This is a genomic window from Piscinibacter defluvii (assembly GCF_004011805.1).
In the GTDB taxonomy this organism is placed as follows: Bacteria; Pseudomonadota; Gammaproteobacteria; order Burkholderiales; family Burkholderiaceae_C; genus Piscinibacter; species Piscinibacter defluvii.
In genome coordinates, this window is sequence record NZ_RCHJ01000017.1 from 68722 (window position 1) to 89059 (window position 20338).

The following is a 20338-nucleotide window of genomic DNA, read 5'->3' on the forward strand; positions in this document are numbered from 1 at the left end:
TCCCACCTCCGGGAAAGGTTGACGGCGCGCAAGGGGGTCAATGACCCCATCGCAAACAATGGAAATATTCGTCAAGCAAGAAGGAGCAACCGATGGCCGATAGACCGTTGACGGGAGGAGCGACTGCGCCTGTCTACGACGACGGCGTGGTGCGCGCGTTCGCACTCGCCGCCGTGTTGTGGGGGATCGTGGGCATGCTGGTCGGCGTGATCATCGCCGCGCAGCTCGCCTGGCCGGAGCTGAACCTGGGGATCCCGTTCCTCAGCTACGGCCGCCTGCGGCCGCTGCACACCAACGCGGTGATCTTCGCGTTCGGCGGCTGCGCGCTGTTCGCCAGCAGCTACTACGTGGTGCAGCGCACCTCGCAGACGCGCCTGTTCGGCGGGCCGCTGGGCTGGTTCACCTTCTGGGGCTGGCAGCTCGTCATCCTGCTGGCGGCGATCTCGCTCCCGCTGGGCTTCACCTCCGGCAAGGAGTACGCCGAGCTCGAGTGGCCGATCGACATCCTGATCGCCGTCGTCTGGGTGGCCTATGCCATCGTCTTCTTCGGCACCGTCGGCACGCGCAAGGTGCGCCACATCTACGTGGCGAACTGGTTCTTCGGCGCCTTCATCCTGACGGTCGCGCTGCTGCACATCGTCAACAGCGCCGCGATTCCCGTCAGCCTGACGAAGAGCTACTCGGCCTATGCCGGGGTGCAGGACGCGATGGTGCAGTGGTGGTACGGCCACAACGCGGTGGGTTTCTTCCTGACCGCGGGCTTCCTGGGGATGATGTACTACTTCATCCCCAAGCAGGCCGAGCGTCCCGTCTACAGCTACCGGCTGTCGATCGTGCACTTCTGGGCGCTGATCTTCACCTACATGTGGGCCGGCCCGCACCACCTGCACTACACCGCGCTGCCGGACTGGACGCAGAGCGTGGGCATGCTCTTCTCGCTGATCCTGCTCGCGCCCTCCTGGGGCGGCATGATCAACGGCATCATGACCCTCAGCGGGGCGTGGCACAAGCTGCGTGACGACCCGATCCTGAAGTTCCTGATCGTCTCGCTGTCGTTCTACGGCATGTCGACCTTCGAAGGGCCGATGATGTCGATCAAGACCGTCAACGCGCTGTCGCACTACACGGACTGGACCGTCGGCCACGTGCACAGCGGTGCGCTCGGCTGGGTGGGCCTGGTGTCGATGGGCACGCTGTACTATCTGATCCCGCGCATGTTTGGGCGCAAGCAGATGTACAGCGTCAAGGCGATCGAGCTGCACTTCTGGGTCTCGACCATCGGCATCGTGCTCTACATCGCCGCGATGTGGATCGCCGGCGTGATGCAGGGCCTGATGTGGCGCGCCATCAACCCGGACGGCACGCTGGTCTACAGCTTCGTCGAGAGCGTGAAGGCGACCTACCCCTTCTACGTGATCCGCCTGTGCGGCGGCCTGCTGTACCTGGGCGGCATGCTGATCATGGGCTGGAACGTCATCAAGACGGCCACCTCGGGCAAGTACGAGCCGGTGCCGATCCCCGCCGCGCCTGCGCACGCCTGAACCCACGGAGAAAAGCAACATGGCACATGCACAAGCCAGCGGTCACGAGAAGATCGAGACCAACAACTTCCTGATGATCGTGCTGATCCTGCTGGTGGTGGCGGTCGGCGGTCTCGTCGAGATCGTCCCGCTGTACTTCCAGAAGTCCACGACCCAGCCCGTGGAAGGCCTCAAGCCCTACACCGCGCTGCAGCTCGCCGGGCGCGACGTCTACATCCGCGAGGGCTGCTACAACTGCCACTCGCAGATGATCCGGCCGTTCCGCGCCGAGACGCTGCGCTACGGGCCGTACTCCACGGCCGGCGAGTTCGTCTACGACCATCCGTTCCAGTGGGGCAGCAAGCGCACCGGACCGGACCTGCACCGCGTGGGCGGCAAGTACAGCGACGAATGGCACCGCATCCACCTGATCAACCCGCGTGACCTGGTGCCCGAGTCGAACATGCCGGCCTACCCGTGGCTGGTGACCGGCGCCGTCAACCCAGCCGACCTGGCGCCCAAGATGCGCGCGCTGCGCGCCGTCGGCGTGCCCTACAGCGACGAGGAGATCGCCAAGGCGGGCGAGGAAGTCAAGGGCAAGACCGAGATGGACGCGGTGATTGCCTACCTGCAGGTGCTCGGCACCGCGCGCAAGTGAGGAGGCCGGCATGGACATCAACGACCTGCGCAGCGTCGTGACCGTCGTGTCGCTGCTGACCTTCCTGGGCATCGTGGCCTGGGCCTGGTCGCGCGGCAACCGTGCACGCTTCGACGAGGCAGCCCAGCTGCCGTTTGCGGACGATCCGGCCGAGCTGTCGGGCCGGGCCCGGCAAGGAGAACAACAGTGAGCGATTTTGTTTCGAGCGGCTGGGCGATCTACGTCGCCGCGGCCACGGTGGTCAGCATCATCGCCTGCCTGGCGCTGCTGATCATCGCGGCGCGGCGCCGCGTGATGGCCGCGGACAACAGCACGGGCCACGTCTGGGACGTCGACCTGAAGGAGCTGAACAACCCGCTGCCGCGCTGGTGGATGGGCCTGTTCGTCATCACCATCGTCTTCTCGGCGCTCTACCTGGCGCTGTTCCCGGGCCTGGGCAGCATGGCCGGCGTGTTCAAGTGGAGCAGCGCCGGGCAGTACGAGGCCGAACAGGCCAAGGCGCAGGCCGCGATGGCGTCGGTGTACGCGAAGTTCAACGACATGAACGCCGAGCAGCTCGCCAAGGAGCCGCAGGCGATGGCCATCGGCGAGCGGCTGTACATCAACAACTGCGCCGCCTGCCACGGCTCAGACGGCAAGGGCAGCAAGGGCTTCCCGAACCTGACGCTGCCGGTCGAATCGCGCCTGGCCACCGACAGCTTCGAGTCCGTCAAGGCGACCATCGCCAACGGTCGCGCCGGCGTGATGCCGCCCATGGCCGCGGCCGTGGGTTCCAGCGAGGACGTGCGCAACGTCGCCAACTACGTGCTGAGCCTGGCGGGCAGCCCGCACAACGCGATCGCGGCACAACTGGGCAAGGCCAAGTTCGCCGCCTGCGCCGCCTGCCACGGGCCGGACGGCAAGGGCATGAAGGCCCTGGGCGCGCCCAACCTGACCGACAAGGTCTGGCTGCACGGCTGGGGCGAGGAAGCGGTGATCGCCATCGTCACCAACGGCAAGAACAACGTGATGCCGGCCCAGGCCTCGCGCCTGACGCCCGAGCAGATCCACGTGCTCGCCGGCTACGTCTGGAACCTGTCGCAGAAGACGGTTGTCGCCGCGCAGTAACATCGATCGATGACCGAGCCCGCCGTCCGCGGTGCCACGTCGGGCGGCGGCGACGCCGCCGTCGAGGTGGTGTCGCTCTACCAAGCGCAGCAGAAGATCTACGCCCGCGCCGTGACCGGCTGGTTCGCCGGCTGGCGCTGGGCCCTCGTCTGGCTCACCCAGCTCGTCTTCTACGGGCTGCCGTGGCTGAGCTGGAACGACCGCCAGGCCGTGCTGTTCGACCTGGGAGCCCGGCGCTTCTACATCTTCGGGCTGGTGCTTCACCCGCAGGACTTCATCTACCTCACGCTCCTGCTGATCGTCTCGGCCTACGGCCTGTTCCTGTTCACCGCGGTGGCAGGTCGCTTGTGGTGCGGCTACGCCTGCCCGCAGACGGTCTACACCGAGATCTACATGTGGGTCGAGCAGAAGTTCGAGGGCGACCGCGCCAAGCGCATGAAGCTCGACGCCTCGCCCTGGAGCGGCGAGAAGCTGCTGCGCAAGGGCGGCAAGCAAGCGGCGTGGATCGCCATCGGGCTGTGGACCGGGTTCACCTTCGTCGGCTACTTCACCCCGGTCAAGCAACTCTGGGCCGAGGCGTTCACGCTCGGCTTCGGGCCCTGGGAATGGTTCTGGGTGCTGTTCTACGGCTTCGCGACCTACGGCAACGCCGGCTTCATGCGCGAGCAGGTCTGCAAGTACATGTGTCCCTACGCGCGCTTCCAGAGCGCGATGTTCGACAAGGACACGATGATCATCAGCTACGACGAGTCGCGCGGCGAGCCGCGCGGGTCGCGCCCGAAGTCCATGCCGCACGCGGCGCTGAAGGACGCGGGCAAGGGCGAGTGCATCGACTGCACGCTGTGCGTGCAGGTCTGCCCGACCGGCATCGACATCCGCAAGGGGCTGCAGTACGAGTGCATCGGCTGCGCGGCGTGCATCGACGTCTGCGACAGCGTGATGGACAAGATGAACTACCCGCGCGGGCTGATCCGCTACGCGACGCAGAACGGCATCAAGAACCACTGGACCCGCGCCGAGATGCTGCGCCGCGTGCTGCGGCCGCGCGTGCTGATCTACACCGGCATCCTGGTGGCCATCGTGGCCGCCTTCGGGGCCAGCCTGGCCTTGCGCAGTCCGTTCCGCGTCGACGTGGTGCGCGACCGTGGCGCGCTGGCGCGGCTGGTCGAGGACGGACGCATCGAGAACGTGTACCGGCTGCAGCTGATGAACGCCACCGAGTCGCCGCAGCAGTACCGCATCGAGGTCGAGGGCATCCCGGGCATCCGCCTGGCCAGCCCGGCCGAGGTGCAGGTGGGCGCCACCGAGGCGCGCTGGGTGCCGGTGGCGGTGCAGATCCCGCCCGAGGCGGCCGCCTCGCTCGGGGCCGGCGCGCACGCCATCCGCTTCGAGATCAAGCGCCAGGCGGGGCACGATGCCGGCCAGGCCGAGGTGCACGAGAAGTCGACCTTCGTCGTGCCGCGCTGAGACGCAAGGAACCACAAGGACTGCCCATGAACGACACGACCGCGCGCACTGCGCCGAACGAACGGCCCTCGCTGCCCTGGTGGCGCTCCGGCATGGTCTGGCTGGTGATCGCCGGCCCGGCCGCGGTGGTGGTGGCGAGCCTGATCACCGCGGCGGTGGCCTGGACGCACGTCGACCCGATCGTCACCGCCAACGGCCGCTTCGGGCCCAACGACGACGTCGCCACCCCCCGCGACCCCAAGGATCCGCTCGCGCCGGCGCAGAAGGCGCGCAACCACGCCGCGACGCCGGCGCAGTGAACGAGGCGGAGGCGAGAGGCGTGAAGCAGCGTGCCCTGACGATCCTCTGGCCGTCCTTCCTGATGGCCGGCGTGCTGGAGATGCTCGTGTTCGTGGTGGTCGACCCGAGCGAGCTGCGCTGGTTCGGCGGCGAGGCCGTGCAGCTCTCGCGCCAGGGTGTCTACACGGTGACCTTCCTGATCTTCTGGGCCGTCATCTCGCTGTCCGGCGCGCTGACCGCGCTGCTGGGCATGAGCGCCGACGAACTCAACGAGGACCGCGGCCGCCGCTGGCCGCGCTGACGGGCAGGGCGCCGCGCCGGGCGCGCGCTCAGCAGGCGGTGTGGTTGATCAGCTGGCGCAGGCCGGCCTGGTCGATGATGCGGATGTGGCGCTGCTTCACCTCGAGCAGGCCTTCGTCCTGGAACTTCGAGAAGGTCCGGCTGACGGTCTCGAGCTTCAGGCCGAGGTAGCTGCCGATCTCCTCGCGCGTCATGCGCAGGATGAGCGACGAGGACGAGAAGCCACGTGCCTGCAGGCGCTGCGTCAGGTTGAGCAGGAAGGCGGCGAGGCGCTCCTCGGCGCGCATGCTGCCCAGCAGCAGCATCATGCCGTGGTCGCGCACGATCTCGCGGCTCATGATCTTGTGGAACTGGTGCTGCAGCGCGGTGAAGTCGCGCGACAGCGCTTCGAGCTGGCCGAACGGGATCACGCAGACCTGCGAGTCCTCCAGCGCGACGGCGTCGCAGTTGTGTCGGTCGTGGCTGATGCCGTCCAGGCCGAGCAACTCGCCGGCCATCTGGAAGCCGGTGACCTGGTCGCGCCCGTCCTCCGAGGAGACGCACGTCTTGAAGAAGCCGGTGCGCACCGCGTAGAGCGACTGGAAGGCGTCGCCGGCACGGAACAGCGCATCGCCGCGCGGCACCGAGCGGCGCTTGGCGACGAGCGCGTCGAGCCGCTCCATGTCGGGTTCGGACAGGCCCACCGGCAGGCACAGCTCGCGCAGGTTGCAGTTCGAGCAGGCGACCTTGAAGGCCTCGGCACGGATCGGCACGACACCGTCCGCGCACGGGCGCATGGCCGACCGGCTGTCGGGATCCTGGGCGGGCAGGGGCTGGGTATTGGTGTTCATGGTCCTGTCGTGACGCCGCTCAACGTGATTCATTGTGCGCACGCCGACCTGACCCAACGTTGATGACCGTCAAGGTGCGATGTCGGTGCGGCGGCACAGTGCAGGTCATGCTGACCGAGACCATTGGCCCCGTGATCACCGAGGAGTTGCTGCGCCGCCTCGACGTGGCGGGGCCACGCTACACCTCCTACCCGACCGCCGACCGCTTCGTCGACGCCTTCGGGCCCGCCGATTACATCCAGGCGCTGCAGCAGCGCAGCCAGGGGCCGGGCCTGATCGGCGGTGGCAGCCCGCTGTCGGTCTACGTGCACATCCCGTTCTGCGAATCGCTGTGCTACTACTGCGCGTGCAACAAGGTGGTCACCAAGCATCACGAGCGTGCCACGGAGTACCTGGACGCGCTCGAACGCGAGATCGACCTGCACGTGGCGCAGCTCGGCCGGGGGCGCCCGGTGTCGCAGCTGCACTTCGGCGGCGGCACGCCGACCTTCCTGAGCGATGCCGAGCTGACGCGGCTGATGGGCAAGCTGCGCGATGCGTTCCGCGTGGCGCCGGGCGCCGAGACCTCGATCGAGGTCGACCCGCGCACCGTCGACGAGGCGCGCCTGCAGCACCTGGCGAGCCTCGGCTTCAACCGCCTGAGCTTCGGCGTGCAGGACTTCGACCCGGCCGTGCAGCAGGCGGTGCACCGGGTGCAGAGCCGCGAGAGCGTGGCGGCGCTGATGACGGCAGCCCGTCGGCTCGGCTTCGAGTCGACCAACGTCGACCTGATCTACGGCCTGCCGCGCCAGTCGCCCGAGTCGCTCGCGCGCACCGTGCAGCAGGTGGCGGACCTGCGGCCCGAGCGCATCGCGCTCTACTCGTACGCGCACCTGCCGGCGCGCTTCAAGCCGCAGCGGCGCATCGACGCCACGGCCCTGCCGAAGCCGGAGGACAAGCTGCGCATGCTCTCGGGTGCCATTGCCGGCTTCGTCGGCCACGGTTACCAGTACATCGGCATGGACCATTTTGCGTTGCCGGGTGACGCGCTCGCCGCGGCCAAGCGCCAGGGCCGGCTGCACCGCAACTTCCAGGGCTACAGCACCCAGCCGGATTGCGACCTGATCGGTCTCGGCGTCTCGGCGATCGGCCGCATCGGCGCGACCTACAGCCAGAACGCCAAGACGCTGACCGAGTACTACGACGCGCTGCAGCAAGGCCAGTTCCCGGTGGTGCGCGGACTCGCGCTGACCCGCGACGACCTGCTGCGCCGCGCCGTGATCATGGCCATCATGTGCCAGGGTCGGCTGGATTTCGAATCGGTCGCGCTGGCGCACCTGGTCGAGCCGAAGCAGTACTTCGCCAACGAACTGGAACAGCTGCGCCGGCTCGAGCAGGACGGCCTGGTCGAGCTCGAGCCCGAGGCGGTGCAGGTGACGCCGCTGGGCTGGTACTTCATCCGCAGCGTGGCGATGGTGTTCGACCGCCACCTGCAGGCCGATCGCGCGCGGGAGCGGTTTTCGCGCATCATCTGAAGGATGAACGCCGCCCTCGCCACGACTGCGCTGCTGATGGGCCTGGCCGGTGCGCCGCATTGCGCCGCGATGTGCGGCCCGGCCTGCGCCGGCGTGCTGCGCGGCTGCGGCGGCTCGGCGGGCTCGACCCTGGCCTTCCACGCCGGCCGGCTGGCCAGCTACGCCGCCGGCGGTGCGCTGGCGGCCGGCAGCCTCGCCTGGCTGGCCACGCAGGGCCCGCAGGTGGCGGTGCTGCGGCCGTTGTGGACCCTGCTGCAGGTGGCCGCGGTCGCCCTCGGCCTTTGGCTGCTCTGGCGCGGGCGACAGCCGGCCTGGATCGAAACCATCGGCACGCGCCTCAGTCGGCCCGCCGCCACCGGTCGGGTGATCTGGCTGCACGCGCCGGCACGCGCCGGAGCGGCGGGGGCCCTGTGGGTCGCCTGGCCTTGCGGCCTGCTGCAGTCGGCCCTGGTGGTCTCGGCGCTCGGCGGTTCGGCGCTCGGCGGTGCGACGCTGATGCTGCTGTTCGGTGCCGGGTCGGCGCTCGGCCTGTGGCTCGGGCCCGCGCTGTGGCTGCGCCTGGCCGGGCGGCATGGCGAACTGGCCCAGTCGGCCGCCGTGCGCCTGGCCGGCGCGCTGCTGGCGCTGGCGTCGGGATGGGCCCTGTGGCACGGCATCGCCAGCGCGATGGGCGGCGATTACTGCCTCGTGCCCGGCGCCTGAAATCGAAGCCCGCGCAAGGCCCGCGCAGGGCCTCGGGCGTCAGTCACCCGACAGGCACGCTCGACTAGAATCCGGGCCGGTTCCGACACCGAAACTCCCAGCGCAAAGCGCCGCAGCCCCATGTCCAAGTACCAGCACATCAAGGTGCCCGAAGGCGGGCAGAAGATCACCGTCAACGCGGACTTCTCGCTCAATGTGCCCGACCAGCCGATCATTCCGTACATCGAGGGCGACGGCACCGGCTTCGACATCACGCCGGTGATGATCAAGGTGGTCGACGCCGCGGTGGCCAAGGCCTACGGCGGCAAGAAGAAGATCCACTGGATGGAGATCTACGCCGGCGAGAAGTCGACCAAGGTGTATGGCCCGGACGTCTGGCTGCCGGCCGAGACGCTCGAGGCGCTGCGCGAGTACGTGGTCTCCATCAAGGGCCCGCTGACCACGCCGGTGGGCGGTGGCATCCGCTCGCTGAACGTGGCGCTGCGCCAGGAGCTCGACCTGTACGTCTGCCTGCGCCCGGTGCAGTACTTCAAGGGCGTGCCCTCGCCGGTGAAGGAACCCGAGAAGATCGACATGGTGATCTTCCGCGAGAACTCGGAGGACATCTACGCCGGCGTCGAGTGGGAAGCCAAGAGCGACAAGGCGAAGAAGGTCATCAAGTTCCTGATCGAGGAGATGGGGGTCAAGAAGATTCGCTTCCCCGAGACCTCCGGCATCGGCATCAAGCCGGTGTCGATCGAGGGCACCGAGCGCCTGGTGCGCAAGGCGATCCAGTACGCGATCGACAACGACAAGCCCAACGTGACGCTGGTGCACAAGGGCAACATCATGAAGTACACCGAGGGTGGCTTCCGCGACTGGGGCTACGCGCTGGCGCAGCGCGAGTTCGGCGCGGTACCGATCGACGGTGGCCCGTGGTGCAAGTTCAAGAACCCGAAGACGGGCAAGGACATCACCATCAAGGATTCGATCGCCGATGCCTTCCTGCAGCAGATCCTGCTGCGCCCGGCCGAGTACTCGGTGATCGCCACGCTGAACCTGAACGGCGACTACATTTCCGACGCGCTGGCCGCGCAGGTCGGCGGCATCGGTATCGCACCGGGTGCCAACCTGTCCGACTCGGTCGCCTGCTTCGAGGCCACCCACGGCACGGCGCCCAAGTATGCCGGCAAGGACTACGTCAACCCCGGCTCCGAGATCCTCTCGGCCGAGATGATGCTGCGCCACATGGGCTGGTTGGAGGCGGCCGACCTGATCATCACGTCGATGGAAAAGGCCATCCAGTCGAAGAAGGTCACCTACGACTTCGCGCGCCTGATGGAAGGTGCGACCCAGGTGTCTTGCTCGGGCTTCGGCCAGGTCATGATCGACCACATGTGACCTCGCTCCACGGCGTCTCATGATGCCCCGTAAGCCCCTGATTTTGTTGAAGAAATCAGGGGCTTCGTCTTTTCAGCACGTCTCACGGCAGACCACGAAATCCCGCCATTTTGGAGGGGAAATTGACGGGAGACGGGGCCCGAAACGGCCCAAATTCCTCCACTTGGAGGTGGCTGAAAAGTGTCGGGAGACGACGCATGCGACTGAGCAACTACACCCTCACGCCCACTCGGATCAACAACGCCAAGGCGAAGGCGCGGCTCTACAAGCTAAGCGATGGCGGGGGGCTTTTCGTCGAGGTCAGCACGACCGGCCAGAAGACCTGGCGCTACCAGTACCGATTCGCCGGCAGCCGCCGAGACGTCAAGATCGGGCGATACCCGGAGATCGGGGTGGCCGACGCCCGGGCGCGGCACTTCGAACTCAGGTCGCTCTTGGAGCGAGGGGTAGACCCCGCCGAAGTTCGTCGCCAGGAGACTGCGGAGCGTCGGCAGCAGGCGAAGGACAGCCAGCCCGCTGCCGACCAGTTCGAGGCGTTCTCCCGGCGCTGGATCCGGGAGCGCCTGATGACCAGGTCCGAGACCTACCGGAACCAGATCGAGTCCCGGCTCGAGCGCTTCGTATGGCCAGCGATCGGCGAGAAGCCGCTGGGCGGCGTCCGGCCCGCCGACGTGCTCGCGATCATCGAGGACTTGAGAGGAACGCCGAAGACGGCGGAGGGCGTCAGGCAACACATCCAGCAGATCTACAACTACGCGATCCAGAAGCTGCTCGTCGAGGTCAACCCGGCCTTGCCACTGCGAGGCGTCATCGAGGTGCCTGCTGCCGAGCACCACCGGCATTTGACCGAGCCAGAACTCGGAGCCTTCTGGCGGTCGGTGGCGAAACAAGGTGCGCACTTCGTGACCATCGCTGCCACACGGATGCTCATGTACACGATGTGCCGCAAGTCAGAGGTGCTGCGCTCTCGGTGGCGCGAGTTCGATCTAGAGCGGGCCCAGTGGGACATCCCGGCCGAGCGCATGAAGATGAAGGCGCCGCACCGTGTCTACCTGTCCCGGCAGGCACTCGAACTCCTCGGGCTGCTGAAGGCATTCGGCTCCGAACCGCAGGCCTACGTGTTCCCGTCGGTTCTTCGTGCGGCGGTGCCGCTCGGCGACGCTACGCTGAACCACTTCTTCAAGCGACTCGACTTCGGCGTTCCGGACTTCTCGCCCCATGGGACCCGAGGTACGGCGGCGACCTTGCTCCGCGAGCACGGATTCAGCCGCGAGGTGGTCGAGCTGCTTCTGGCGCATGCCGAGCGAAACAAGGTGACGGCCGCATATCACCATCACGAAATGGCGGACGAGCGGCGGCGCGCGCTCCAATACCTGGCGGATCAGATCGATCGATTGGCCAGCGCATCCGTCGCTGGCTCAACGGTGTCTTCTGACGGTCGTGAGCACTGCGTGACCGCATGAAGCGACTTGGGGATGCGGATGTTGCAGTCAAGCAACGTCTACAACGCCGGCTTTGGCAGTACCCTGATGCTGCAATTTCTTCCACTGAATCGCGGGAGGCTCGACTTGCGACTGGCTCTCTTCCTTGCGATCGTCGCGGCGGGTGCAATCGCAGGCTTCGCAACCGGCAGCGGTGAGGACAGTGCGACAAGGCTTGTTCTCGCCGGTGTCGGCGCGTTGATCGGCGCTGCGATCGCCGGAGCGGTACTCAAGCTCGGAGGCATCAAGGGATCAAACACGTATACAGGAGGCGCGATTCCAGGTTCCGGCGTGACTTCCGAGGACCTCGCGGCCAACTATTGGCGTGACAAGGGACACCCACCCTTCATGAAGCCTCCTGAGGGGGACCCGCCATCTCGCGGGCCCGATTGACTACGGCTTGATGATCCCCTTCACCGCGTCTTTGGCATCTTGGAAGGTCTCGGCCGCATCCCGGGCCACTTGCCTTGCGGTGCCTTTGAAGAGCGACTGCCGTGGGGAAATCGTGCCGTCGTCGGCGCGCCCGGGGCTCCGCTTGTCATCGAACTCTTGCCGTCGAGCAGCAGTCCGGCCACGGAGATCGTCCGACGACGTCTGAATCTGCTGGCGAGCGTCGCTTGGTTCGGGCGCAGTTTGTGCCGGTGGAGCGACTGGAAGAGCAGCCTGACGAACCGCGCCCGCCGCTCGTCGATATGTAGCGTCAATATCCGGCGTGACGCGCGGGTCACCGCTGTTGGTCGTGTATAGATGGCGGACGTCGTCGAAGGATGACGGCATGCCAGTGCCGTCGCTGAAGTTTCGGGTTGGAGCCAGCGCCTGTCGGGCAAGTTCAGCGCTCAGCAGTTGTTGAGCGGACGCGCTTGTGCCGCCGTACTGTTCAGCGTACCGAGTGAACATCGCCAGGTTGTAGGGATCCTGCGCAATGTCGATTGAAATCGAATCGCCTCTCTCCCGGGCCACGGCAAGCCGCTCAGAGAACGCGGTGCGGTCGGCGAGGGAAGCATCTGCGCGGGCGGAGCGCGCGGTTGTGGTGGCGATCCTGGACGACAGTTCGCGTGCTTCGCGAGCATCGGTGGCTACAAGGCTCGCGACGGAACTGTCGCGAGACACGCGGTCGCCGAACTGCTTGAACTCCGAGGCCTGTTCGGACGTGAGCGCACCAAGCACCTTCCGCTCGTCTGCACTCAGTCCGGACAGGTAGGTCTTGTCTGCACTCGCGTTCAGTTGGGCGCCAACGAACCGAGCATTGAATCCAGCGTGACCTGTAACGCCAAGCGCAATGCGAGCAACCTGAGACTGTGTCAACCCAGTGGACTCGGAAACGCTTCGGGAGATCTGATCCAGCCGATCGATGGTTTGCCCCAACTGCTCGAAGCTGCTGGATGTCGACCCCGTGCTGCTCCGCGATGACTTCAGCTTTGCCAAGCCCTTGGTGAATGCCTCGGACAGCACCGCCGAACGCTCGGTGCTGGCAGCGACCGCCTCGCTGCGGGCTGCGTCGACCTGGCGGCTCGCGTCCTGCACGTCCTGCTCGCTCACACGCATCGAGACGACCCGGGACGCGTAGCCCTGGTTGCGCAGCAGGCTCACGGCGGTCCGGCCGGTCAGCATGTTCGACGAGAAGGTGTTGCCGCTGATGTCGTTCTGCCAGTTGCTCATGAACGCGGACGTCCGGTTCGGCGCAAGCCGGATCTGGTCCATCGAGACATTGCCCATGCTCAGGTTGCCCGCGGCGGCACCTGCCGTGGCGCCGGCCACCATCGACTGCAGGCCTGAGAGGCCGCCCACCAGCGCGGTGCCAAAGGTCTCCATCCGCTTGAGCGCCGCCCAGGCGATGAACGGGATGCTGATGGCGAGGTAGCCGACAACGGCCTCGCCGGAGATCGCCCGGGAGTAGATCGTCGATGCCGTCTGCAGCGACAGAGCCTTGGCGCCGCTGCCAAGGTCGGCTGCTGCCGCGAGGTCGTAGGCGGCATAGATGGATGCCATGTAGTTGAGCACGGCGTACAGCGGTGGCCAAAGCTGGATCCAGATCAGCACCGCGGCATAGCCCTTGAAGGCCAGCATGGTCTCGCGCCCGCTGGTCAGCAGCATCAGCAGGACGAGGAGGGGGAACAGCGCGTAGGTGATGGCCTCGATCACGTTGCGGAACACCGGCAGCGCCTGCTCGGCGACCTTGCCGGCGTTCAGCCAGGCCGCGTTCTGCTGCGCCACGGACTGCGCCCGCCCGACAGCCAGCACCATGGCCGCCGGGTCGTTCACCTTCTGACCGATGATGTTGCTGGTGTCGTTGATCGCATTGAGCACTGCGTTCTGGCGGATCAGGTCGGCCGCTGTCGCTGCCGCGGTCGCGATGCTGTTCTTCAGGTAGGCCTGCTGGATCTGCCCGGCGATGGCGGCATTGGCGGCTGCCGCCGGCAGCGTCGGATTCAGCTGGAAGGCGAGCTTGCCCTGGATGCGGGTCAGCTGCGCGGGAAGCCGACCGTTGAGGTTCGTGTAGGCATTCGGGCAGGTGTCGACGGTGATCGAGCCGCCGGCGCTGGTCAGGGTCGTGAAGCGGGCCGGGTTGGGCGATGCCATCAGCGCCCACACGTCGTCCGAGCTCGAGAACGTGCCCGGATCGACCGTGCCGTCGATCAGGTCGTACATCGTGCAGTTGTGGATGAAGTTGACCAGGTCCGTGCGGAAGTTCGGATCCTGGAAGGCGACGCCTCCAGTCTCCCGGATGAGGCGGTTGCCGAACATCAGGCCGTTCTTCTCGTAGCTCAGTTCGCTCGGCAGGGCGCCGACACCCGGGATGACCTGGAATGCCGTCTCGAACAGGCCCGTGAGCGTGTGCCCGACCGTGCTGGTGACGCTGCCGAGGAAGGCCACGCCGAAGGGGACGTTGGCCACCACCTTGACGGCGGATCCGCCGGTCTTGTCGACGACGCCCACGGTCACCCGCGGCACGATGAGGACGGAGAACACCAGCAGCACCGTGGCCAGCCACTTCCAGCCCTGCAGCTTCTCGGGCGCGAAGGCGTAGGCCACCAGCGCCGCGATGAACCCGCAGAAGGCCACGGCGGCGACCGCCGCCATGTAGTCGCCAGAGCCGTGGATGGTTGCCGCAGCGTTGAAGATGCCGAACAGGCTGTCGGCGTTCTGGTAGGCGTAGATCTCCCACATGCGTCGCTCCAGGGGGAGCGTGGATCCTGAAGCGATGTGACGATGGCGTCGGCCAGGAACGACCTCAAAAGCACGGGGATATCGGCACTAAGGTGAACGACGGACTCCCGCCGGGGCTGGCCCACCCCAACCGGCTGCACCCGGTGGAGGGCCATCTTCTTGCACCCACAAGCCCGACCGAAGGGCGATGGCGAGTGCAGGGCGATGCTGGGACGGTAGAGGTCCCCATCGAGTCCTCTGCATGCCGTGCACGCCGCCCGCCAGCCCGGTTCCTTACCCGGCTTGGCCAGCCGGCTCCACTACGAACGCCACCGACCGGAGCAGACCACGCTGTACCGCCTGGTCCAGCAGCATGCGGCCAGCTTCATCGCCCACACCGAGGCCAGCACGGACGCCGAGTTGCCGCGGTTCATCAAGGACGAGTTCGACGCCTTCCTCGAGTGCGGCATCCTGGCGCATGGATTCCTGCGGCTACGCTGCGGCGAGTGCGGCCACGACAAGCTGCTGGCCTTCAGCTGCAAGCGCCGGGGATTCTGCCCCTCTTGCGGCGCCCGGCGCATGTCGCAGACCGCTGCGCACCTGGTCGACCACGTCATCCCGCACGTGCCGGTGCGGCAATGGGTGCTGTCGCTGCCGATCCCGCTGCGCGTGCTGCTGGCCGCGCAGCCGGAACTGGTCACGCCGGTGCTGCAGGTGGTGCAGCGCGTGGTCACGCGACATCTGCTGCGGCAGGCGGGGCTCAAGGCTGACGAAGGTCACGGCGGCGCCGTCACGCTGATCCAGCGCTTTGGCTCGGCCGCCAACCTCAACATCCACCTGCACTGTCTGGTACTGGACGGGGTGTACTGCTGCGACGCCGATGGTTCGCCGGCCTTCATTGAGGCGGATGCGCCCACCGACGACGAATTGCACGCGCTGCTGCAGACCGTCATCGCCCGGCTGATGAAGATGCTCACGCGCCGGGGCGTGCTGGTCGAAGACATGGGCCAGACCTACCTGGCCGAGCCGGATGCCGACGGCGAGGAGGCGCGCACGCTGCGGCCGCTGCAGGCCGCGGCCATCACCTACCGAATCGCCTTCGGGCCGCGCGCCGGGCAGAAGGTGCTGACCCTGAGAGGCGCGATGCCGCGCGAGGACTCGGCCCGCCAGCCGCTGTGCGCCGACATCGACGGATTCAGCCTGCACGCCGCGGTGCGGGTCGAAGCCCATGACCCCAAGCGGCTGGAGCAGCTGTGCCGCTACATCACCCGGCCGGCGCTTTCCGACGAACGGGTGCAGGTCAATGCCGCCGGGCAGGTCGAGCTGAAGCTGAAGACACCGTGGCGCGACGGCACGACGCATCTGGTCTTGAGCCCGCTGGAGTTCATGCAGCGGCTTGCGGCGCTGGTTCCCCGGCCGCGTCTGCATCTCATCAGGTTCCACGGCGTGCTGGCGCCCAACGCCAAGCTGCGGTCCCTGGTGGTGCCGCAAGGGCCCGAGGTGGAGGAACGGGCCACCGCAGCCGTTGCCGCCAGCGAATGCGTGGTCCAGACCGAGACTAACCCGGACCGGCCGGACCGACCGCACCGAATTGCTTGGGCGCGGCTACTCAAGCGCGTGTTCGACATCGACATGCAGCACTGCCCCAACTGCGGCGCCGGGGAGCTCAAGATCATCGCGGCCATCCTGGAGCGACCGGTGATCGAGAAGATCCTGACCCACCTGGGACTGGATCCGCAGCCGCCGCCCAGAGGCCGAGCGCGCGAGGCGCGGCAAGACTGAAGCCGCCTGAGCCGCGTCGACCGTCCCGGACACCGTACACATCACAAAGGGCTGCGCAGCCTGGCGCCAGTGGCCGGTGGCGCTGCGCCCGCGTGCGGACTGGATGGCGGAAAACACAGGGTCAACCCCGAGATCAAGGCCCAACGAGCGCGAGGCGAGCCGTCAGGGCGGGCCGAATCCAGACAAGGCAACGGCCCAGGCGCCAGTTCCAAGCCATCCAGGCAGGCATCGGCTGCCCACCCAGGGCTGAGTCGGGCTTTCCAGGCTTTTCACAGACCAGACCGTTTGAAATTCCTATGCGCCAGCACTTGTAGGCTCCCGATCAAACCTTTACCTATCGCCGGATCGGACTGCCCCAGCACACCCTCTCTGGAAATTTGAGTCACATCAATCGCCCAGCAGGTTGAACCGCCCCGGTTTCTGAGGAGGCTCCTTCATTTGAGAAGATGGAGCCAAGATGAGGAAGTCGAAGTTTTCCCCCGAGGTGCGCGAGCGCGCGGTGCGCATGGTGCTGGAGCACCGTGGCGAACATGCGTCGCAGTGGGCGTGCATTGAATCCATCGCTGGCAAGATCGGCTGCACAGCCCAGACGCTGGACAACTGGATCAAGCAGCACGAGCGCGACACCGGCCAGCGCGAGGGGCTCACGAGCGAGGATGCACGGCGCATCAAGGATCTCGAGCGAGAGAACCGCGAACTGCGCAAGGCCAACGAGATCCTGAAGCTGGCCAGCGCGTTTTTCGCCCAGGCGGAACTCGACCGCCGCCTGAAGTCCTGAACGCGTTCGTGGACGAGCACCGCCAGCGCCTGGGGGTCGAGTCGATCTGCCGCACCCTGCAGATCGCCCCTTCGGCGTACCGACGACACGCCGCACGGCTGCGCAATCCAAGCCTGCGCTCGCTGCGCACCCAACGAGACAGCACCTTGCTGCCCCGCATCGAGGACGTCTGGCGCAGCAACCTGCAGGTCTATGGGGCCGACAAGGTCTGGCGGCAACTCAACCGCCAAGGCGTTACCGTGGCGCGCTGCACCGTGGAGCGGCTGATGCGCCAGCAAGGCTTGCAGGGCGTGCGCAGGGGCAAGACGCAGCGAACCACGGTGCCCGACCCCAAGGCGGCGTGTCCGCTGGACAAGGTCAACCGGCAGTTCAAGGCCCAGCGACCCAACCAGCTCTGGGTCTCGGACTTCACCTACGTCTCGACCTGGCAGGGCTGGGTGTACGTGGCCTTCGTGGTGGACGTGTTCAGCCGGCGCATCGTGGGCTGGCGCCAGAGCAGTTCGATGCACACCGAGTTCGTGCTCGATGCGCTGGAGCAGGCGCTGTACGACCGCAAGCCGTCCGAAGGCGATGGCCTGGTGCATCACTCGGACAGAGGATCGCAATACCTGTCGATTCGCTACAGCGAGCGGCTGGCCGAGGCGGGCATCGAGCCTTCCGTGGGCAGCAAGGGCGACTCTTACGACAACGCCCTGGCCGAGACGATCAACGGGCTCTACAAGGCCGAAGTGATCCACCGCAGGGGGCCGTGGAAGACCAAGCAGGCGGTGGAACTGGCCACCTTGGAGTGGGTGTCCTGGTTCAACCACCACCGCTTGATGGGGCCGCTGGGCTACGTGCCCCCGGCCGAGTTCGAGGCGAACTACCATCGCCAACGCGCTGGTCAGGCCGCGACTGCCTGACTCAAACCAACTGGCCTCCGCGATTCCCGGGGCGGTTCAAACACCTGCTGCTGGCGCTATCCGACAGCGACGTGGTCAAGACCATCCTGGGGCAGTTCAAGATCAAGGTCGATGACCTTAAGCGCCAGATCGAATCCGAAGCCAAGCGCGGCGATAAGCCGTTCGAGGGCGAGATCGGCGTGTCGCCCCGGGTCAAGGACGCGCTCAGCCGTGCTTTCGTGGCCTCCAACGAACTCGGCCACTCTTATGTCGGGCCGGAGCATTTCCTGATCGGGCTCGCCGAGGAAGGCGAAGGTTTGGCGGCCAACCTGCTGCGCCGTTACGGCCTCACGCCGCAAGCGCTGCGCCAGCAGGTAAGCAAGGTGGTCGGCAAAGGGGCCGAGGATGGCCGCGCCGAGACGCCGACCAACACGCCGGAACTCGACAAGTATTCGCGCGACCTCACCAAGATGGCGCGCGAGGGCAAGCTCGATCCGGTCATCGGCCGCGCGCAGGAGATCGAGACGACCATCGAAGTGCTGGCCCGGCGCAAGAAGAACAACCCGGTGCTGATCGGCGAGCCCGGCGTCGGCAAGACCGCCATCGTCGAAGGGTTGGCGCAGCGCATGGTGGCCGGCGAAGTGCCTGAGACGCTGCGCGACAAGCGCCTGGTGGAACTCAACATCAATGCCATGGTGGCTGGCGCCAAGTACCGGGGCGAGTTCGAGGAGCGCGTGCAGAAGGTGCTCAAGGAAGTGACCGAGCACCAGGGCGAGCTGATTCTCTTCATCGACGAGGTGCACACCATCGTCGGTGCAGGCCAGGGTGGCGGCGAAGGCGGGCTGGACGTGGCCAACGTGTTCAAGCCGATGATGGCGCGCGGCGAACTGAACCTGATCGGCGCCACGACGCTCAACGAGTACCAGAAGTACATCGAGAAGGACGCCGCACTGGAGCGTCGCTTCCAGCCGGTGATGGTGCCCGAGCCGACGGTAGCGCAGACCATGATGATCCTGCGCGGCCTGCGCGACACCTTCGAGGCGCACCACAAGGTCAGCATCACCGAGGATGCGATCATCGCCGCCGCCGAGTTGTCGGACCGCTACATCACCGCGCGCTTTTTGCCTGACAAGGCCATCGACCTGCTCGACCAGGCGGCCGCACGCGTGAAGCTGTCGGCCACGGCCCGCCCGGTGGCGGTGCAAGAGCTGGAGTCCGAACTGCACCAGCTACGGCGTGAGCAGGACTATGTGGCCTCGCGCAAGCAGTACGACAAGGCCGCCGAGCTGGGCAGGCGCATCGAGGCCAAGGAGACTGAACTCAAGAAGCTCGTCGAGGAGTGGGAACGCGAGCGCGCCTCGGGCAGCGCCGAAGTCAAGGCCGAGCATGTCGCGCAGATCGTCTCGCGCCTGACCGGCATTCCGGTCAACGAGCTGACGGTGGAAGAACGCGAGAAGCTGCTGCATCTGGAGCAGCGGCTGCACGAGCGCCTGGTGGGCCAGGACGAAGCGGTGCGCGCGGTGGCCGATGCCGTGCGGTTGTCGCGCGCGGGCCTGCGCGAAGGCAGCAAGCCGGTGGCGACTTTTCTGTTCCTCGGGCCGACCGGCGTGGGCAAGACCGAGCTCGCCAAGGCGCTGGCCGAGTCCATCTATGGCGATGAAGGTGCGCTGCTGCGCATCGACATGTCCGAGTACGGGGAACGCCATACCGTGGCACGCCTGGTGGGGGCGCCTCCGGGTTACGTCGGCTACGACGAGGGTGGCCAGCTCACCGAGAAGGTGCGGCGCAAACCCTACAGCGTGTTGCTGCTGGACGAGATCGAGAAGGCTCACCCCGACGTCTACAACATCCTGCTGCAGGTGTTCGACGACGGGCGGCTCACCGACGGCAAGGGCCGGGTGGTGGATTTCACCAATACCATCATCATCGCCACCTCGAACTTGGGCTCGGACATCATCCAGCGTCGGCTGAAGGCCCGTGGCGCCGCCGGCGAGGAATACGAGAAGACCAAGGGCGAGGTGATGGACGTGCTGCGCGGACACTTCCGCCCCGAGTTCCTCAACCGCATCGACGAGATCATCGTCTTCCATGCGCTGGGCAAGGAGGAGATCCGCCATATCGTCGGCCTGCAGCTCGATCGTGTGGCCCGCAACGCCGCCAGCCAGGGCGTGACGCTGACCTTCGATCAGACCTTGATCGATCACTTCGCGGAGGAAGGCTACAAGCCCGAGTTCGGCGCGCGTGAGCTCAAGCGGCTGATCCGCAGCGAGCTGGAAACTGCTCTGGCGCGCGAGATGCTGGGTGGCGGTATCGGCAAGGCCGATCAAGCCAGCGCCCGCTGGGACGACAAGGCCGAACGGGTGGTCTTCGAGCGCCAGGAGCCACCCGCGAAGCCGGCCGAGCCTGAGAAGCCCGATGCCGCGAACGTGGCCGAGACGCCGCCGAGCGACGCGAGCAAGCCTGCGCGCAAGAAGAAGTCAGCGGGCGGCGAATCTTGAGTCATGGGGAGGCT

16 protein-coding genes, 1 pseudogene and 1 other annotated feature are annotated in these 20338 nt (G+C 66.8%); of the genes and pseudogenes, 15 read left to right on the top strand and 2 right to left on the bottom strand.

The annotated features are described in order from the left end of the window. Positions 1 to 92: 92 nt before the first annotated feature. Genes ccoN through D9C15_RS24920 form a run of 7 tightly spaced genes read left to right on the top strand, consistent with a single transcriptional unit; the run spans position 93 to position 5332 of the window. Positions 93 to 1541: a cytochrome-c oxidase, cbb3-type subunit I gene (ccoN, locus tag D9C15_RS24890; RefSeq protein WP_128001207.1), complete on the top strand. Its 1449-nt coding sequence runs from the start codon at positions 93 to 95 to the stop codon at positions 1539 to 1541. Positions 1542 to 1560: 19 nt separating this feature from the next. Then, a complete protein-coding gene (gene ccoO, locus D9C15_RS24895) occupies positions 1561 to 2178 on the top strand; it encodes a cytochrome-c oxidase, cbb3-type subunit II (RefSeq protein ID WP_128001209.1) in 618 nt (205 codons plus the stop codon). Between the two features lie 10 nt (positions 2179 to 2188). Next, entirely contained in the window at positions 2189 to 2368 is a 180-nt protein-coding gene (locus D9C15_RS24900; protein WP_128001211.1) for a cbb3-type cytochrome oxidase subunit 3, read from the top strand. Then, positions 2365 to 3285 carry a cytochrome-c oxidase, cbb3-type subunit III gene (gene ccoP / locus D9C15_RS24905; RefSeq protein WP_128001213.1) on the top strand — a complete coding sequence of 307 codons (921 nt, stop codon included), beginning with the start codon at positions 2365 to 2367 and terminating at the stop codon, positions 3283 to 3285. Before D9C15_RS24900 ends, ccoP begins: the two co-directional genes overlap by 4 nt. Before the next feature lie 9 nt (positions 3286 to 3294). Further along, positions 3295 to 4752, top strand: coding sequence for a cytochrome c oxidase accessory protein CcoG (gene ccoG, locus D9C15_RS24910; protein ID WP_128001215.1), 1458 nt, complete (start codon positions 3295 to 3297; stop codon positions 4750 to 4752). A 26-nt stretch (positions 4753 to 4778) separates the two neighbouring features. Then, a complete protein-coding gene (locus D9C15_RS24915) occupies positions 4779 to 5051 on the top strand; it encodes a nitrogen fixation protein FixH (protein ID WP_128001217.1) in 273 nt (90 codons plus the stop codon). 20 nt (positions 5052 to 5071) lie between these two features. After that, positions 5072 to 5332, top strand: coding sequence for a hypothetical protein (locus tag D9C15_RS24920; protein ID WP_310734493.1), 261 nt, complete (start codon positions 5072 to 5074; stop codon positions 5330 to 5332). Between the two features lie 28 nt (positions 5333 to 5360). Here D9C15_RS24920 and fnr read toward each other — a convergent pair whose 3' ends face one another. Beyond that, positions 5361 to 6107 (bottom strand): fumarate/nitrate reduction transcriptional regulator Fnr, encoded by a 747-nt coding sequence (gene fnr / locus D9C15_RS24925; protein WP_128001334.1) that lies wholly within the window; start codon positions 6105 to 6107, stop codon positions 5361 to 5363. Positions 6108 to 6268: 161 nt separating this feature from the next. Here fnr and hemN point away from each other — a divergent pair, with 161 nt between their 5' ends. From hemN to D9C15_RS24950, 5 genes are all read left to right on the top strand, one after another. Beyond that, the gene (gene hemN, locus D9C15_RS24930) at positions 6269 to 7675 is read left to right on the top strand and encodes an oxygen-independent coproporphyrinogen III oxidase (protein ID WP_205854895.1); all 1407 of its coding nucleotides are present in this window, start codon (positions 6269 to 6271) and stop codon (positions 7673 to 7675) included. A 3-nt stretch (positions 7676 to 7678) separates the two neighbouring features. Then, a complete protein-coding gene (locus D9C15_RS24935; RefSeq protein WP_128001221.1) occupies positions 7679 to 8377 on the top strand; it encodes a sulfite exporter TauE/SafE family protein in 699 nt (232 codons plus the stop codon). A 120-nt stretch (positions 8378 to 8497) separates the two neighbouring features. Further along, positions 8498 to 9757 carry an NADP-dependent isocitrate dehydrogenase gene (icd, locus tag D9C15_RS24940; RefSeq protein WP_128001223.1) on the top strand — a complete coding sequence of 420 codons (1260 nt, stop codon included), beginning with the start codon at positions 8498 to 8500 and terminating at the stop codon, positions 9755 to 9757. A gap of 197 nt (positions 9758 to 9954) precedes the next feature. Then, positions 9955 to 11220: a tyrosine-type recombinase/integrase gene (locus D9C15_RS24945; protein WP_128001224.1), complete on the top strand. Its 1266-nt coding sequence runs from the start codon at positions 9955 to 9957 to the stop codon at positions 11218 to 11220. A gap of 12 nt (positions 11221 to 11232) precedes the next feature. Then, complete coding sequence (locus D9C15_RS24950; protein WP_128001226.1) at positions 11233 to 11631, top strand: hypothetical protein; 399 nt, start codon at positions 11233 to 11235, stop codon at positions 11629 to 11631. Here the strand turns inward: D9C15_RS24950 and D9C15_RS24955 are convergent, their stop codons facing one another. Then, positions 11632 to 14406 (bottom strand): conjugal transfer protein TraG N-terminal domain-containing protein, encoded by a 2775-nt coding sequence (locus tag D9C15_RS24955; protein WP_128001228.1) that lies wholly within the window; start codon positions 14404 to 14406, stop codon positions 11632 to 11634. It abuts the gene before it with no gap. 282 nt (positions 14407 to 14688) lie between these two features. Here D9C15_RS24955 and D9C15_RS24960 point away from each other — a divergent pair, with 282 nt between their 5' ends. From D9C15_RS24960 to D9C15_RS24970, 3 genes and pseudogenes are all read left to right on the top strand, one after another. After that, positions 14689 to 16167 carry a transposase gene (locus D9C15_RS24960; protein ID WP_128001230.1) on the top strand — a complete coding sequence of 493 codons (1479 nt, stop codon included), beginning with the start codon at positions 14689 to 14691 and terminating at the stop codon, positions 16165 to 16167. Positions 16168 to 16624: 457 nt separating this feature from the next. After that, positions 16625 to 17847 (top strand): IS3 family transposase gene (locus tag D9C15_RS24965; RefSeq protein WP_104301911.1). Its coding sequence is split into 2 segments (ribosomal slippage): positions 16625 to 16910 and positions 16910 to 17847, totalling 1224 coding nucleotides; the frame shifts between segments, so codons are not numbered across the junction. Further along, positions 16900 to 17016: a sequence feature (AL1L pseudoknot), on the top strand. (Overlaps the previous gene by 117 nt.) A 38-nt stretch (positions 17848 to 17885) precedes the next feature. Next, positions 17886 to 20324 (top strand): annotated as a pseudogene (locus tag D9C15_RS24970) (ATP-dependent Clp protease ATP-binding subunit); the annotation flags it as partial. Positions 20325 to 20338: the final 14 nt, after the last annotated feature.

Excerpts from the sequence above, each read along its gene's own strand:
- ccoO (WP_128001209.1), top strand. The coding sequence starts at position 1,561 with ATGGCACATGCACAAGCCAGCGGTCACGAGAAGATCGAGACCAACAAC.
- fnr (WP_128001334.1), bottom strand. The coding sequence starts at position 6,107 with ATGCGCCCGTGCGCGGACGGTGTCGTGCCGATCCGTGCCGAGGCCTTC.
- D9C15_RS24935 (WP_128001221.1), top strand. The coding sequence starts at position 7,679 with ATGAACGCCGCCCTCGCCACGACTGCGCTGCTGATGGGCCTGGCCGGT.
- D9C15_RS24915 (WP_128001217.1), top strand. The coding sequence starts at position 4,779 with ATGAACGACACGACCGCGCGCACTGCGCCGAACGAACGGCCCTCGCTG.
- D9C15_RS24955 (WP_128001228.1), bottom strand. The coding sequence starts at position 14,406 with ATGTGGGAGATCTACGCCTACCAGAACGCCGACAGCCTGTTCGGCATC.
- hemN (WP_205854895.1), top strand. The coding sequence starts at position 6,269 with ATGCTGACCGAGACCATTGGCCCCGTGATCACCGAGGAGTTGCTGCGC.
- ccoN (WP_128001207.1), top strand. The coding sequence starts at position 93 with ATGGCCGATAGACCGTTGACGGGAGGAGCGACTGCGCCTGTCTACGAC.
- ccoG (WP_128001215.1), top strand. The coding sequence starts at position 3,295 with ATGACCGAGCCCGCCGTCCGCGGTGCCACGTCGGGCGGCGGCGACGCC.
- D9C15_RS24900 (WP_128001211.1), top strand. The coding sequence starts at position 2,189 with ATGGACATCAACGACCTGCGCAGCGTCGTGACCGTCGTGTCGCTGCTG.
- icd (WP_128001223.1), top strand. The coding sequence starts at position 8,498 with ATGTCCAAGTACCAGCACATCAAGGTGCCCGAAGGCGGGCAGAAGATC.
- D9C15_RS24945 (WP_128001224.1), top strand. The coding sequence starts at position 9,955 with ATGCGACTGAGCAACTACACCCTCACGCCCACTCGGATCAACAACGCC.
- D9C15_RS24950 (WP_128001226.1), top strand. The coding sequence starts at position 11,233 with ATGCGGATGTTGCAGTCAAGCAACGTCTACAACGCCGGCTTTGGCAGT.